The sequence below is a fragment of the Sulfurisphaera tokodaii str. 7 genome (assembly GCF_000011205.1).
Classification (GTDB): Archaea; Thermoproteota; Thermoprotei_A; order Sulfolobales; family Sulfolobaceae; genus Sulfurisphaera; species Sulfurisphaera tokodaii.
Genome location: NC_003106.2, coordinates 1,261,906 through 1,277,192, shown reverse-complemented (window position 1 = coordinate 1,277,192; position 15,287 = coordinate 1,261,906). Strand labels below are relative to the sequence as shown.

Genomic DNA, 15,287 nt, shown 5'->3' with positions numbered 1-15,287 from the left:
TACACTATTTACATGTAAACTGTTTAAGTTATTAAATAGTGATAAGTTAGTAACACAAACAGAGATTTCAAAAGAATCTGGTTTATCACAGCAAACTGTATCAAGAAAATTAAAAGAACTTGAGGAAGAAGGGATAATACAAAGAATTATAATAAAAGATGGAGAATATATAAAACTTACAGATAAAGGAGAAGAAGAATTAAAGAGATGCATAGAAGATATATTACAATTAATTATGAGGACTAAAATATTACACATAAAAGGAAAAGTGACAGCAGGGTTAGGAGAGGGTAGAATTTTCCTTTCAATTCCTTACTATATCGAATCCTTCAAAAAATACTTAGGATTTGAACCTTATGCTGGAACTTTAAATATTGTTATCTATGATAGGATATCATTAGAAAACAGATTGATCTTAGATTTAGCTAAAGGAATTATTATCCCAGAACACAAAGAGCCAAACAGGGTTTTAGGAAGTGTAAAGGCTTTCCCATCTTCGATAAATTCAATTTCACCAGCAGCTATAGTAATTCCAGCGAGAACTACTCATCCAAAAAGCGTTATTGAAATTATATCACCTTACTATTTAAGAGAAAAACTTAGTCTTAAAGATGGTGATGAGGTAGAAATTGAAGTTTATCTTTGATTGCAATATCTTTTGACTATTTCTTGAATTATTGATGTAGTGCTTGAATGAGACCAATTATTTATTCTTTCTTTCATTCTTATTATTTCTATATTATCAATTCCTCTTTTCTTTAACTCTTCCTTTAATTTATTCTCATCAACATGCTGATCAGGACCTAAAAATAATATGTCTGGTTTTACCCTTTCAACACTTTTTAGAAAATCTTTTTCATCTCCTAAGAATGCTTCATAAACATATCTAATGCTCTTTACTACTTCTAATCTTTGATTTTCATCATTTATTGGTTTTCTCCCTTTTACCTTTTCTGAGTTTTTATCTCTTGCAACAGAGACATAGACTCTTCCATAACGAGAAGCCTCTTTTAAAAATTCTATATGACCAGGGTGTAATATATCAAATGTGCCACCTACGAATACTTTTTTAGAAATTTGTGAATCTATATCAAGATTTTCATTAAATATAACTGAATCTAATAAACCTTCAGCATAAACTACATCAACCAACGCAGTAACTTCATCTTCTTTACTCAGATAATATTTTGCATCCTCTGTATATTGTTTAGCAAGATCTAGTACTTTACGATATTTTTCATAGATATGACTAGGTATTTTTTGTAATCTTTCTTCCATCCCTTTTATATATTTTTCTACTCTATTTCTTATTTCATTAGACATTTTAAAGCCTCTACCTCCATGAAGTGTAACTTATCTGTAGGAAATACAATAATATGTGGTGGTTCTTTAAATTTATAATTAAATACTTCCTTTAATCGTAATGCAACTACTTCCTCATCATCGCATCCCAATCTCTGACCTACTATGATGATTCTATCATCACTAACTAATCCTTGCTTCTTTATTTTCTCCATTTCTATTAGAAGTTCTACGGCTTCTTTAGCTGTCATAATTTTATCTTCTTTTAAGTCAAGATATAGTATTGTGTGGAGTCCCCGTATAAAATTATCATAAATTACATCATAGGGAGTCGTATCAATTTTATTATTATAAGGGTAAGTTATAGTTACAGATTTACCAAATTTATAGGAAGATAACATAGATTTTGAAATTATATAGCAATGAACTGATATCCCCGGAATTACTTTAAAATTATAGCCCTTGTCTTTCACCTCAACAATAAGACTCACATGTGTTGTTGCAATCATAGGATCCCCTATAGTTACTATACAAACATCTTCTTTCTCTTTTAACAGTTTAATAATTTCTTTAATATTATTTTCAATAAATTTTCTATCTACGATAATAACATTTTTATTTAAAAATTTAATAAAATCTAAATTTATATCACAAGATAGAGAAGTATAACTCTCGAATAGCACAACATTACATTTACTTATCTCATCAATTGCTTCTCTAGTTACAAATTTAGCAGAGAGGCCCAACCCTATAAGCTTAAGCGTTGGCATGTTTTTAAATTGGTATTTATTAGTATTAAATTAGATTATAAGAACAAGATGATAAGTTTAGTTGATGATATTTACATTGATGAAGATTTACCCGTTATATATATACGAAGACTTAACTCTATAATTCTATCTGATGTACACATAGGTTATGAAGAAGAGATGGCATCAAAAGGAATATTCATACCAAAAGTTCAAAAGAAACGTTTTCTCAATATTTTCAATAGAGCAAGAGAGGTTTTCAAAACAAACAAACTCATAATTAATGGAGATCTTAAACATTCTTTTAGTAAATTAACCAAACAAGAAAAAACTGAACTTAATGAAATATTTCGAATATTAAAAGATGAAGGTACAGAAATTACGATAATTAGAGGTAATCATGATAATTATTTATCTTTAGTCACTGAGAATTATGATAATATTAAGCTAGTAGATTCTTTGATAGTCGATAATATTGTTATTTTTCATGGCCATATGAATATAGATGTGGAAGAAAATAAAATATATATCATAGGGCATGAGCATCCAAGGTTAGGATTAAGAGATAAACTAGGCTTTGTAAGAAGAATGCAATGCTTTCTAGTAACTCCACTGAAAAATAACTCAAAAGTAATTATTTTACCTGCAATTGGAATTTATCAAGCAGGGAACGATATTTCACTGAATCATTCTAACTACATGTCTCCACTTATGAGAGAATATTCTATTCTAGAAAATTCTAAACCTTATGTTATTATTGAAAAAGAGGGTATAATGGAGTTTCCTGAATTAGGGCTACTGAAGGACATTATGCTTTAAATGGGAATTTATAAATGTGTATTTATAAACTATTTTGTAGGTGACCTAATATACCAGAAATACCGTACAAGGCAGTAGTAAATATTGAAAACATTGTAGCTACAGTAACATTGGATCAAAACTTAGACTTGTATGCAATGGAAAGAAGTGTACCAAATGTCGAATATGACCCAGATCAATTCCCTGGTCTTATATTTAGGCTCGAAGCACCAAAAGTTACTTCTCTCATATTCAAATCAGGTAAAATGGTGGTTACTGGAGCTAAGAGTACTGACGAATTAATTAAAGCAGTAAAAAGAATAATAAAAACCCTAAAGAGATATGGAATGAATTTAACTGGAAAACCAAAAATACAGATACAAAATATTGTTGCATCAGCAAATTTACATGTTATCGTAAATTTAGATAAAGCAGCATTCTTGTTAGAAAATAATATGTATGAACCTGAACAATTCCCTGGATTAATATATAGGATGGAAGATCCTAGAGTTGTATTACTCATCTTTAGTAGTGGTAAAATGGTTATTACTGGGGCTAAGAGAGAAGAAGAAGTACATAAAGCTGTAAAGAAAATATTCGATAAGTTAGTGGAACTAGATTGCGTAAAACCATTTGAAGAAGAGGAGTTAGAGTTTTAAAGATGTAATTATAGGTGATAACTATGACATTAAAACACGGAAAATATGTTTATGTTCAATTAGATAAAAACAAATATGTTAAGATGAGATATTTAAAATCCTATGAGAAAGCAGAAAAAGCAAATGATGTTAATGCATACATAATTCTAGGTAAAATAGTTACTAAAGCCAGTAGAAAAGCCAAGATCCTCAAGAGAGAAGATTTACCAGTTGAAGTAAGAGATAAACTTCCTAAATAATTTTTATGTTATATGTTTTTCTATTATAGAAAAAACTATATATAAAGAAACAAGTACAAGTGTTATTACAGATAATGTATACATTGTTTGAAGTTGAACACCTATTACATTTTCCTCAAGATTCTTAGATATTAAAACCATCATATAATAAATTATAATTACTGCAATTATTCTGAATATATCGTGCCATACTTTTATATCTCTATTCATGACTTTATTTATTGCTTTAGCACCAAATAAAACTATTATAGCGAATACGATAAAGGGAAGAATAGTAGTTAAAATTATAAAAATAGAAGAGAGATCGTACACTTTTATAGATGCACCCACATAATAACCTTCAATTATCCCTACAATAGTTGAAATTAGAGATATAATCGCTGCTATTACCATTATCGTAGAATTTTCCCACCATCGTTCTATATATTCGTCTATTCTGAGACCTCTACCCAATAAGGCTAAACCAATTATTATTAGAATGGCTGGCGTTGCATAAACTGTAAGATTTAACAGAGAAAATATACCTATTGTAATTAAAATAATTCCGGGAACACCTAAAAAAATTCTTGCAAACCTAGGGTCGGAAATAGCTTTTTTTATGTATCTTCCTAATAAAGCATAAGTTTCCTCGACTCCTCTATATTGCTCAACTAAAACTCTTTCGATACCTATAACTTTCAACTTAGACTGTATAATTGGTATAGCTTTAGCATCTTCTGGACTGTCATACACAATGATCGCTTCTTCTGCATTTGTAGTTTTTATAGCTTCATCTAATTTTCTCGAAAATTCTATTTGGCCCTCTATGTTACTTCTTTCTGACCCAGATATAAATGCTATCTCTACATCATTATTTTCTTTACGAAGTTTCTTATAGATATTATATGCTACTACCATAGTATTAAAGTCTGAATCCGTTGGAATTGTTTCTGAAGCAATATCAATAGCTTTTTTTACACGTTCTTCTCCTATAATAGGAGTCTCTAAACCTATTTTTCCTAAATCATCATCAATATCAACGTAAATTATTAGAATCTTGCTCATTATTATCCTTATCATTATAGTACAATATTAAAAGTTCATCAAATGTTAGTCTCTTATTGTTTTTCAGCTTTTCCTCGGCTTTCTTACGCTTATTCTCGATTATCTCTTTATTAACATTTTTAAGTTGATTCTCGTAAACTTCCGTAATATTCCTTGATTTTAACATATCTTTAATTTTCTTTAACTCATCCCTATATTTCTTAATTTCATCTTTTTTCTCAGTAATTTTATTTTTTATCTCGTTGTTCTTATTTACTAGTTCATTAATTTGATTATTTAAAATCTCAATTTCTTTCACTAATGAATCTCTCTCATTCTTTAGTTGTTGATATATCTTCACTTTCTCTGAAATTTGATTTCTTAATTCAACTATACGTTGTCTTATTGTTGATAGTTCAACTCTTTTAGCTAAAAGTTCCGCTCTATTCTCAGTATTTTTCTCTTTAAGTTGTGCTAATTTTTTCGCTGTTTCTAGTTTTTTCTCTAAGTTAGCTATCTTTAAGATTATTTTCTTCTCTTCTTCTAATGAGAGACTAGAAGTTTGTAGTCTCCATTCTAATTGCTCTATTTTCTTTAAAATTTGTAATGGGTCCAATTTTTCCTTAACTTTCTCAACGTTCTTGATTTGTTCAAATTCCTTTTTTATTTCACTTATAACCTGGATCAAACTCTGCTTCTGTTGAGAAAGTTGCTTAATTTCTTCACTTTTAGCCTTTAACTCTTCTCTTAGTTGTTTTATTTGCTCCCTTATACTTCTAAGTCTATCAACTTTTTCTCTTCTCTTTTCTCTTAGTTTTCTTATATTTTCAATTATTTTCTGTCTTTCTTCTCTTAATTTTCTTAACTCCTCTGAGGCTTTTGACAATTTCTGCTGAATCTCTTCTTCTGATTCAACTGAATCGCTCATTCGAATATCACTATTTAACAAGAGTTATTATAGTTATTTCTTAATCCAAATATAAGCTTTCAAGCCAATAATCTAAATCTTAAGCTCAATAATACCCCATCTTCTTCTCAAAGAGTATTATTATAAATATCAACTAATATATGGGAGAATATATTATACTTGTGACAAAGATTAAACTTGTAGAGGTAGGAGAATACTTAAAAAATACACTAAATAATAAATGGCTTCTTAAAGGAAATCCTAAAATAGACTATTCGTCTCAAGAGTATACTGGTAAAGTTTTAGTTGATGAACAAGGAAATCGAGTAGGCAAAATCTTAGATATAATTGGAAATGTGGAAGAACCATACATACTAGCATTACCGTTATCAGAAAAAGCACCCCAAGGTAAGTTATACGTAGAACTTAAAGAAAAGAGGGGTAAGAAAAAATGGAGAAAATAAAGTGCCCTAATTGCGGAAGTGAAAGTATAACGTTAGATCTAAACAAAGGCACATACATCTGTACTAATTGTGGATATGTCATTGATGAATTTGTTATAGATCAAGGTCCAGAATGGAGAGCGTATACAGAACAAGACAGATTGGAAAGAGAAAGAACAGGTTCTCCTATTACTGCAAAAGTTCATGATTTTGGAATAACAACAACAATTGGATATTCTAGGTCCAGTAATAAAACTAAAATAGAAAAATTAAGAGCAATACAGAATAAACTCAGAGTTTCTCCAAAGGATAGAAAGTTAGTCACTTATTTATCCGTATTAAATAATGAAGCTGCTAAGCTAAATCTTCCTGAATACGTAAAAGAAACAGCCTCTCTTTTAATAAGAAAAATAATCGATGAGGGAAAAGCTAAAAGAATAGACATATATACGTTAATTGCTGCGGTACTTTACTATTCTTGTCAAGTAAATAAAATACCAAAATCCCTTCAAGAGATAAAGAATAATTATGGTATTTCATCTAGTGAATTATGGAAAGCACTAGAGAGAGTTCAAAAAGTAGCTAAGAGTTCATTAGAGTTTAAACCCAATATAAAACCCACAGAGTTCATTCCAAAAATTGTAGAAAAACTTAATTTACCACCATATATATCTACTAAAGCTTCTGAATTAGTTGACTTAATGCACAAAAATGGTCTAACTAGTGGAAAAGGATACACAGCATTAGCAGCTGCTAGTGTATACCTTGTAAGTACACTAATGGATGCAAAAAAGACTCAAAAAGACATAGCTAATGCACTAAATATAACAGAAGTTACAATAAGAAATAGATATAAGGAAATTATATCAAATTTCGAAATAGAAGTTAAACTTTAAGGACAACAAAATAAATAAGCTAGTTTTACAATATATTAATATAGCCAACACGGTGGTTTTATGGAATCAACTACATCATCATATGAAGATCTTGCTTATCAAAAGATAAAAGAAGCAGGAGATAATGGAATACCGCAAAAAGATTTAATAAAAGAATTAGGGTTATCAACTAAAGAAGCAAGTCTTATAATTAAAAAACTTATTGAAAAGAAAAAGATAATTAAAAGATCTGTAAAGGAAAACGGGAAAAGCATATTAAAGCTATTTGCAATAGATGATGATGGAATAGATATATATGTTAGCTTATCTTCTATTATAGAAATTCCATGCTATACTTGTAAAATTCTCAAAAAATGCGGAAATGGTAGCTATATTTCTCCTTCGACGTGTCCACAATTATCTAGATACTTACTAACTAATGCTAAATCAGCTAGTTAATTTTTATACAATTTACTATTTCATCTATTTCTTTATTAGTTTTTATACCTCTATAATCAAAGTGAGTTATTGAAGCTTCTTTTAAACATTCTAACATTTTTTCTCTTTTTGGTATATTTCTTTTTATTAAGGATGCTATAAAATCTAGTCTAAAATAAGGTGATACATACTTTGACTCTTCTACTAATATATTTAACAACTTATTTACTTGCATGAAAGTATCAAAGTATGTGAAATTCTTTAGATTCTCTTTCATACTTAACAAAAACTCTCTATTCCATAGTTCCCCTGTCCATGCTGGACCATATCTTCTCATCTCGATACCACATCTAGGACATATTTTTCTTTCTGCATAATAATCGACCTCACGATACCCACATTTAGAACACTCATAATAATACCCTTGTTTCTCAAGTAATTTATCAACTTTTTTAGCGCCATTTTCTATTCTAAAGAATACTCTATAATAATAATCAAAATAAAATGAAAATATAGGATATGCAGCTTTTTCTATAATAGCACCTTCTCTTATTACCTTGGCAATTAAACCTCTAATTCCTAATTCTTTGGAAAAACTTAATCTTTCGCATATCAAGTCGTATTTTCTTCTAGCAGAAAATTTTGAAGAACATTCTAGGGCTGATAAATCAGTTGCAGTAAAAGCTACATAGCCTTTGTTTATTGTAGCGTTTATGGCTGACAAGATAAAAGGGGCTGGAGAACCAAAAGGATCTATATCTACAAAATCTGCTTTAATCTCATATAATAAAGAATTTGCGTCCTTTGTTGTTATTCGAGCATTCACATAGTTCTTCTCTGCATTTTTCTTTATTAATTCTGTTGCTATAGGATTTTTATCATTTAATATCAATTTTTCTATCCCTCCAATTTCAGTATAATATCTTATCCCTCTGACTCCAGAGGCAGATAGAGCATCGACAACACTTTTAGGCTTTATTACACTTAAGGCTAAAACACTAATATCTCTATTTAATCTCATCTTAGGATTGTAGAAAACTGGAGACCAACTGGGATCATATCTCCCTTCTTTCTCATAATCTTTAGGATTAGGAATTAGTAAAGAAGCCTTACCTTCTCTTATTTCAATCAAATTCATAGTTCATAATTTCGTTTTCACTTATTGTATTAAAATCCTCTTTTTCATATATTTTTTTATTTTTGCTCTCTTTCACAACCACAATAAGACTTGCTTTTATTTTACTGGTAATCTTTTTAGCTTCATTAAATTTTCTTAAGGACTTAGAGACGTTATCAGCCTCCACTGAAAATAATAGTTTCTTATCATTCTTTGAGGCAATAATATCCACTGCAGTAAAGTTCATCTTCACTACTTTATACCCTTTTTCATTCAAATTTAACATAATTTTATCAGAAAGGCTAGCTGTTTGCGTTTCTAGGTTAATATCTTTTTCGTCAACCTTAAAACCACTTAATACATCACCTAATATATCATCTCCAAAAAGTTCAACAAGTTTTTCAGCAATATCAATCGACACATAAGAATCTTCTCTTTCATAATCGTAGATAGATATTCTCGAAACTCCTAAAGCTTGAGCAACTTCTCCTAAGCTTAAGCCCATCTCTTCTCTTTTCTTTTTTAACTCCTTAGAGTTAATTTTAACAAAGATTCCTCCCCTTGTCTTATATAGGAAGACTTTCTCTCCATCTAGAATTCTTTCAAAAGTCTCTACATTCATACCTAATATGTTACCTCTATCATTTATTATTTCTTGCTCAGTAGAATCTTCAATTATTACCGGAATTCCCAGTCCAATTCTTGCTATGTTTTTCAAGTCACTTTTGATTTTCGATGATTTCTTATTACCTAGAATTTTAACTATCATTTTCTTATTCCTATTTACAGCTATTATATCTATTGATTTTTCCTTTTTATCTGGATAATTAATCATAGAATACTCTAATGATCTTTTTGAAAGTATCTCTGCAACCTCATCAATAGTAACCATTTTCCTCATCCTCATTAGCTAAATTAATAGGACTTAATGTTATAATTATTAAAGATTTATATTCTTTTATTAATTTTTCAATATCTCCTGTACGTAGTCCCTTACTTACATCTTTATTAAGTAATATTGATAACGCCTTTATTTCCCACTCGCTACCATTTACAATGTATTCGCCAGGTTCCATAGTTTTTATTATTACAAAAGGAATTCTTACTAATGACCATAAATAAAGAGGTATATAATGAGAGATTTTTTCTACTTCTTCCTTCTTTAATGAATGAGAGTAACCATCAGATAATCTAATATTTAATTTCCCATCAAGAGCTTCACGAATACTTACTAAGTCTTGAGGATAAAAACTTAAAAAATTCTTTAATCCTATCTCAAAAATTTTATCTATCATTTATTTTCCCTTATATTTTGCTAACACCATTGCATGGTCTTTATCATAAGGATCTAACTGAATAACTTGGATAACATCAAAGTTGTTTTCTTTTAACTTATTAACTTCCATTTCATAGATTTCAGTAGGTTCTTTTGTAACATCAATACTTCTAGCTTTTATTGCCATCATCATATATCCACCATTTTTAAGGAAAAATTTAGCATTATAGATTGCTATATCTGTTTCATCTGGCTGGGCAATATCTACATATAATACGTCAACATCTTCTACAAGAGTCCTATAATATTGCGGAAATCTAGCATCTGCTAAAATTGGAAATAAATTAGGTCTATGCTGAGCGACAAGTAAAAATTCCCTAACTACTCTAGGAGAAAACTCCACTCCGTATACTTTTCCTTCTAATTCTACGATATCAGAAACATGACTTGGAGTAGTTCCAGAAGCTGCACCCAAATAAAGTACTTTAGTTCCTTTTACAATAGGATTCTGTTTTAAACCCTTTAGAATAGCACCGCCTAATTTACTTCTAAAAGCATTCCATTCTCTATACTCTACCCCTTCTACTTTAAATAGCCTCTCGCCATAAACACTAAACCCTGGAGCTAAGTTTTTAGTACAAAGCCTTACTGTGCCATCATTAAATTCACATTGAAACACATTTTCAAACTGTGTTTTTGAAATCTTAACTAATTCTGACATAAATTTCATCTCCTACCTTTTCTTTTTTCTCTTCCTCCTTTTTTACCTTTTCTTTCTTCTTCTTTTCTCTTTTGTTCTTGTGGCTTCCTTGGTGGAGGTTGAGCGTATTTTGTCTTAATCTCCTCAATCCTTTTCTTTAACTCCTCATTCAATTTATCACCTATAAATCTGCCACTAAAAGCGTCTATTCTGGCAGCTATTGCTAATTTAGCAGCTAATGCTCTTGCAATTTTACCTCTTTGCCACCTTGGAGAAGTATGAATTGCTGGATATTGAAATATAACACCGTGTTTTGGCGGTTTGCCTCCTTTTCTTAAAGCTCTAAACAGAGCTTTCTCTGCACCTAAGACTTGAATTGTACTAGCAGGCATTTTAGCTAAATCTTCTAGGCTACCAGCTAAACTTAATAATCGCGCACCTAGTGTTGGTCCTACTAAAGCAGTAACATTAGGAGCTACTTCTTTCATAACTGATTCAACATAATCTGTAAGTTCTGATCTTATTCTGAAAAGCTCTAATATGGTATCGCTTAGCATCTTAATTGATCTTATATCTACATCAGTAATATCAGCTCCAATACTCTTTTTCGATGCATCTAAAATTTTAGTGCTCAGATCTTTATTCACTCCTATTTCATCTAACCCCGTATTTGTTATTTCATCCCTATGTCCAAATTTTGAAACAATAGAAGCGTAAAGTTCATGATCTTCTACAAGCTTATTAAGTTCTGGGAAATGAATACTATACCATTCTCTTAATCTTTCCGAAAATAGATTTATAGTTTTATCAATATCATCAATTGCCCTAATAGCCTGGATTGCTAGTAAGTCTCTTTTACTGGCTGCAGTTCTTAATTTTCTTCTAGTATATTCAAAAGAAACTTCATATAAAAATGAGTATAAATCGTTCTCTGAGGATGCAAACTTTGTTTCTATTGCTATCTTGGGTAATGATTCTCTAAATATTTTACTTCCAAGATTATGTATTTCATAAGAAGCTTTAACACCTAACTGTTGCAAATTTGGTATTTCTGCTTCATTCTCCACTACTACTTCTTCTGGTTTTATCTTCTGAATTAATTCTATGGTAGTTGGCAATGGAATACCTTTTTCATTATCTAGTAAAGAATCTACAACTTTTCCTAAGTCCTTACTACTCAATACAAAGTCTATAAGCTTACCTTGCTCATCATATGCAAACGACCCTATCGCATGTTCCACGATATATACTTTCATCAGTACTCAAAACAACTAATTAGCATTTAAGTTTAAATTTTTCTTCATCACATATAATTTAGTATGCCATCCCACGGTTCGCTCACAAAAGCTGGAAAAGTAAGAAATGCTACACCTAAAATGCCAAAAAAAGAAAGGCATAAAGAAGTTCCAAGAGTTAGAAATAGAATTGAATATGAGAAGAGAGTTGTAAAAACTAGACAGTCAAAACAAGCTGTAGCTGCTAGGTAAACGTTTTTATCTATTTTTATATCTTTTATTTTAATGTTAGAAGGTTATAGAGGTAAGGCATTAGAATTTTTATCCTCTCATAATGTTGATGTAGGAGATCTAATAGAGCTACAAAAAGATGGGTTATCGATAAAAGGGGTAGTAATGCCAAGCTATTCTAAGGAAGACGATATAATAGTTATAAAATTAGATAATGGATATAATATAGGAGTTTCGATAAGTGGAATTTCTAACTTTAAATTAGTTGAAAAAAAGAGACAGAATATCCAGGTTAATAAAGGAGAGCAAAAACCCCTAAAGGAAAAGAGCGAAGTTAAAATAATTAGTACAGGTGGAACGATAGTAAGTAAAGTAGAATATGAGACTGGTGCTGTAAGACCAGCACTAACAACTGAAGAGATTATAAATTTTATGCCCGAAATAAATGAGATTGCAAAAATAGATGCAGAAGTATTATTTTCTATCCTAAGTGAAAATATGAAACCTGAATATTGGATTAAAATAGCAGAAAGTGCAAAGAAAGCCTTAGATGAAGGAAATTTAGGCGTTGTAATTGCTCATGGCACAGACACTATGGCTTATACTGCTTCAGCTTTAGCTTTTTCATTTAAATCTCTAACCGGACCTATAGTTCTTGTAGGATCTCAGAGAAGTAGTGATAGACCTAGCAGTGACTCTCCAATAAATCTCTATTCTGCTATACTAGTAGCTAAAAATTCTCCATTTGCAGAAGTGACTATCAATATGCATGGAGAAAGCTCAGATACATATACTTTAGTACATAGAGGAGTAAAAGTAAGAAAAATGCATACTAGTAGAAGAGATGCTTTTCAATCTATAAATGATATACCCTTAGCGAAAGTTTTTTGGAAGGAAAAAGAAATTAAACTTCTGAGAAATGATTATATTAAAAGAAAAGAAGAAAACGCTTTAGATGCAAAATTCGATACAAGAGTATTCCTATTAAAATACTATCCTGGTATTAATCCTGAAATAATAGAATATCTAATTTCTTCTGGAATTAGAGGAATAATAGTTGAGGGAACAGGATTAGGTCACACATCTACTGAATTTGTAGACTATTTCAAAAAAGCAACTAAAGATGGAGTATTTATAGGAATGACGTCACAATGCTTATTTGGAAGAGTAAATATGAACGTTTATACTACGGGAAGATTATTGCAAGAATCTGGTGTTACTCCATTAGAAGATATGTTACCAGAAACAGCACTTGTAAAACTTATGTGGGTTCTTGCACATGAATCTGATTTAGATAAAATAAGAAGTTTAATGCTTACTAATTTTGTAGGTGAAATAAACTATAGGCACGTACCAGAATACTTTCCAAGGTGGTTCCATGACGGAATTAGATTACAGTAAAATAGGATTAAAAGTTGGTCTTGAAATTCACCAGCAATTAAATACAGCTCATAAACTATTTTGCGAATGTCCTACAACACTTCATGAAGAATATCACACACAATTAGAAAGATATCTCAGACCATCATTTAGTGAATTAGGAGAAATAGACATAGCTGCATTATTTGAATGGCAAAAAGGTAAAAAATATGTATATCGAGTTCCTCCAAACTCTTGCTTAGTAGAATGTGACGAAGAACCTCCACATATTATTGACGAAGAAGCATTAAGTATAGCTGTAGCTGTTTCTCTAGCACTACACTCTACATTAGTTGATGAAGTTTATGTAATGAGAAAAATCGTAATTGATGGTTCTAATACATCAGGCTTTCAAAGAACGGCGATTATTAGCTTAGGTGGTTACATAGAAGATAACGGACAAAGAATAGGCATTCAGACAATAGCATTAGAAGAAGATGCAGCAAGAAAAATCACAGATTCACCAACAGAAATAATATACAATCTTGATAGACTTGGAATTCCTCTAATAGAAATTTCTACTGCACCAGACATAAAAACCCCAGAACAAGCAGAAAGAGTAGCATTAAAGATTGGACAATTATTAAGATTAACAGGTAGAGTAAAAAGGGGAATAGGTACTATTAGACAAGATCTTAATGTATCTATTCAGGGAGGAGTAAAGACTGAAATAAAAGGAGTTCAACTTTTAGAGTTAATACCAGATATTATAAAGAATGAAGCAAGAAGACAGTATGAATTATTAAGAATTAAAGAAGAACTACAAAAAAGAAATCTTAATAAAGATATAGTGAAGAACTCTTTTAAAATAGTTGATTTAACAGAGGAATTTAAAGATACTAATAGTAAAATAATTAGAAAAGAATTAGAAAAGAATGGAAGAATATATGGCTTAAAAATAGCTGGTTTCAAGGGAATATTTGGCTGGCAATTAATGCCTAATAGAAGATTCGGTACTGAAGTAGCAGATTATGTAAGAGCATTGGCCGGTTTAGGAGGCTTATTCCACTCAGATGAGCTTCCTAATTACGGTATAACTAAAGAAGAAGTAGAAAAAGTAAGAAAAATCCTTCAAATTAATGAGAATGACGCTTTTATAATTATTGTAGGACCTAAAGAAAAACTAGATATAGCTACAAATACGATTTTAGATAGAATATTATATGCTTTTGATGGGGTTCCAAAAGAGACAAGAGCAGCATTAGATGATGGCACAACTAAATTTATGAGACCACAACCTGGATCAGCGAGGATGTATCCAGAAACAGATATACCACCAAGAAGAATAGATGAAAGAATATTAGAGTTATCTAAACAATTTGTTCCAGAACAACCTGAAATAAAATTAAAGAAATTGATTGAATTAGGACTTAGTAAGGACTTGGCTAATACAATGCTAAATAGCTTAAGATTAGATTTGTTTGAAGAATTAGTTAAGAAGTATTCTCCAAAAGTATCTCCTACATTTATAGCATCTACATTAGAAATAACAGTAAAATATGTAAAAAGTAAAGGTGGTGATATTTCCGTTATTACTGATAACATACTAGAAGAATTAATAAAATATGTATATGAAGATAAGATAAGTAAAGATGCTGTGCAAGAAATTCTATTAGAATTAGCAACAAGTAAAACTCAGCTTAATGAAATAATTAAGAAATATACTCCATTAAATGAAACAGAATTAGAGAAAATTATAATAGAAACAATAGAAGAAAATAAAAAAGAAATAGAAAATAAAAAAGATAAAGCGTTTAACATAATAATGAGCAAAGTAATGAATAAAGTAAGAGGAAGGGCAGATAGTAAAAAAGTAATTGAACTAATAAAGAAGCATTTAGGATGAAGAATTACCCCCGAGACAGAAATGATGAAG

19 protein-coding genes are annotated in these 15,287 nt (G+C 30.2%); 10 read left to right on the top strand and 9 right to left on the bottom strand.

Annotation, left to right across the window (positions count from 1 at the left end; genetic code table 11):
• Positions 1 to 19: 19 nt before the first annotated feature.
• Positions 20 to 646 carry a DUF120 domain-containing protein gene (locus STK_RS07055; protein WP_084742652.1) on the top strand — a complete coding sequence of 209 codons (627 nt, stop codon included), beginning with the start codon at positions 20 to 22 and terminating at the stop codon, positions 644 to 646.
• Here the strand turns inward: STK_RS07055 and STK_RS07050 are convergent.
• Together STK_RS07050 and dph5 are read right to left on the bottom strand one after the other, a co-directional pair.
• The gene (locus STK_RS07050; RefSeq protein WP_010979298.1) at positions 637 to 1,323 is read right to left on the bottom strand and encodes a DUF357 domain-containing protein; all 687 of its coding nucleotides are present in this window, start codon (positions 1,321 to 1,323) and stop codon (positions 637 to 639) included. The two genes, STK_RS07055 and STK_RS07050, sit on opposite strands and share 10 nt — an antisense overlap.
• Complete coding sequence (gene dph5 / locus STK_RS07045) at positions 1,308 to 2,072, bottom strand: diphthine synthase (RefSeq protein WP_010979297.1); 765 nt, start codon at positions 2,070 to 2,072, stop codon at positions 1,308 to 1,310. The genes STK_RS07050 and dph5 overlap by 16 nt, the downstream gene beginning before the upstream one ends.
• A 48-nt stretch (positions 2,073 to 2,120) precedes the next feature.
• Between dph5 and STK_RS07040 the strand changes: the two genes are divergently transcribed.
• From STK_RS07040 to STK_RS07030, 3 genes are read left to right on the top strand one after another with little or no spacing between them, the layout of a single operon-like run.
• Positions 2,121 to 2,870, top strand: a complete 750-nt coding sequence (locus tag STK_RS07040; RefSeq protein ID WP_010979296.1) for a metallophosphoesterase — start codon at positions 2,121 to 2,123, stop codon at positions 2,868 to 2,870.
• 59 nt (positions 2,871 to 2,929) lie between these two features.
• A complete protein-coding gene (locus STK_RS07035) occupies positions 2,930 to 3,508 on the top strand; it encodes a TATA-box-binding protein (RefSeq protein WP_084742650.1) in 579 nt (192 codons plus the stop codon).
• A 23-nt stretch (positions 3,509 to 3,531) separates the two neighbouring features.
• A complete protein-coding gene (locus STK_RS07030) occupies positions 3,532 to 3,747 on the top strand; it encodes a DUF5622 domain-containing protein (RefSeq protein ID WP_052846520.1) in 216 nt (71 codons plus the stop codon).
• A gap of 3 nt (positions 3,748 to 3,750) precedes the next feature.
• Here STK_RS07030 and STK_RS07025 read toward each other — a convergent pair whose 3' ends face one another.
• Both STK_RS07025 and STK_RS07020 read right to left on the bottom strand, forming a co-directional pair.
• Complete coding sequence (locus STK_RS07025) at positions 3,751 to 4,791, bottom strand: DUF373 family protein (protein ID WP_052846947.1); 1,041 nt, start codon at positions 4,789 to 4,791, stop codon at positions 3,751 to 3,753.
• On the bottom strand, positions 4,763 to 5,698 hold the full coding sequence (locus tag STK_RS07020) for a coiled-coil protein (protein WP_010979293.1): 936 nt from the start codon (positions 5,696 to 5,698) through the stop codon (positions 4,763 to 4,765). Before STK_RS07020 ends, STK_RS07025 begins: the two co-directional genes overlap by 29 nt.
• Positions 5,699 to 5,859: 161 nt before the next feature.
• Here STK_RS07020 and STK_RS07015 point away from each other — a divergent pair, with 161 nt between their 5' ends.
• The 3 genes from STK_RS07015 to STK_RS07005 are packed head-to-tail and all read left to right on the top strand — an operon-like array spanning position 5,860 to position 7,454.
• Positions 5,860 to 6,141 carry a Gar1/Naf1 family protein gene (locus STK_RS07015; protein ID WP_052846946.1) on the top strand — a complete coding sequence of 94 codons (282 nt, stop codon included), beginning with the start codon at positions 5,860 to 5,862 and terminating at the stop codon, positions 6,139 to 6,141.
• A complete protein-coding gene (locus STK_RS07010; RefSeq protein ID WP_052846945.1) occupies positions 6,138 to 7,016 on the top strand; it encodes a transcription initiation factor IIB in 879 nt (292 codons plus the stop codon). Before STK_RS07015 ends, STK_RS07010 begins: the two co-directional genes overlap by 4 nt.
• A gap of 60 nt (positions 7,017 to 7,076) precedes the next feature.
• A complete protein-coding gene (locus STK_RS07005) occupies positions 7,077 to 7,454 on the top strand; it encodes a hypothetical protein (RefSeq protein WP_010979290.1) in 378 nt (125 codons plus the stop codon).
• On the opposite strand, the gene STK_RS07000 is transcribed toward STK_RS07005, so the two are convergent.
• From STK_RS07000 to STK_RS06980, 5 genes are read right to left on the bottom strand one after another with little or no spacing between them, the layout of a single operon-like run.
• Positions 7,447 to 8,571, bottom strand: coding sequence for a tRNA (guanine(26)-N(2))-dimethyltransferase (locus STK_RS07000; RefSeq protein ID WP_010979289.1), 1,125 nt, complete (start codon positions 8,569 to 8,571; stop codon positions 7,447 to 7,449). The two genes, STK_RS07005 and STK_RS07000, sit on opposite strands and share 8 nt — an antisense overlap.
• Positions 8,558 to 9,442 carry a helix-turn-helix domain-containing protein gene (locus tag STK_RS06995; protein WP_198429766.1) on the bottom strand — a complete coding sequence of 295 codons (885 nt, stop codon included), beginning with the start codon at positions 9,440 to 9,442 and terminating at the stop codon, positions 8,558 to 8,560. Before STK_RS06995 ends, STK_RS07000 begins: the two co-directional genes overlap by 14 nt.
• Positions 9,429 to 9,845 (bottom strand): DUF61 family protein, encoded by a 417-nt coding sequence (locus STK_RS06990; RefSeq protein WP_010979287.1) that lies wholly within the window; start codon positions 9,843 to 9,845, stop codon positions 9,429 to 9,431. The genes STK_RS06995 and STK_RS06990 overlap by 14 nt, the downstream gene beginning before the upstream one ends.
• A complete protein-coding gene (locus STK_RS06985) occupies positions 9,846 to 10,547 on the bottom strand; it encodes a fibrillarin-like rRNA/tRNA 2'-O-methyltransferase (RefSeq protein WP_052846944.1) in 702 nt (233 codons plus the stop codon). It lies immediately after the preceding gene.
• A gap of 5 nt (positions 10,548 to 10,552) precedes the next feature.
• Positions 10,553 to 11,782 (bottom strand): hypothetical protein, encoded by a 1,230-nt coding sequence (locus STK_RS06980; RefSeq protein ID WP_010979285.1) that lies wholly within the window; start codon positions 11,780 to 11,782, stop codon positions 10,553 to 10,555.
• Positions 11,783 to 11,845: 63 nt separating this feature from the next.
• Here STK_RS06980 and STK_RS06975 point away from each other — a divergent pair, with 63 nt between their 5' ends.
• Genes STK_RS06975 through gatE form a run of 3 tightly spaced genes read left to right on the top strand, consistent with a single transcriptional unit; the run spans position 11,846 to position 15,257 of the window.
• Complete coding sequence (locus tag STK_RS06975) at positions 11,846 to 12,013, top strand: 30S ribosomal protein S30e (RefSeq protein WP_010979284.1); 168 nt, start codon at positions 11,846 to 11,848, stop codon at positions 12,011 to 12,013.
• A 33-nt stretch (positions 12,014 to 12,046) separates the two neighbouring features.
• Entirely contained in the window at positions 12,047 to 13,393 is a 1,347-nt protein-coding gene (gene gatD, locus STK_RS06970) for a Glu-tRNA(Gln) amidotransferase subunit GatD (RefSeq protein ID WP_010979283.1), read from the top strand.
• Entirely contained in the window at positions 13,371 to 15,257 is a 1,887-nt protein-coding gene (gene gatE / locus STK_RS06965; RefSeq protein WP_010979281.1) for a Glu-tRNA(Gln) amidotransferase subunit GatE, read from the top strand. The genes gatD and gatE overlap by 23 nt, the downstream gene beginning before the upstream one ends.
• Positions 15,258 to 15,287 lie beyond the last annotated feature (30 nt).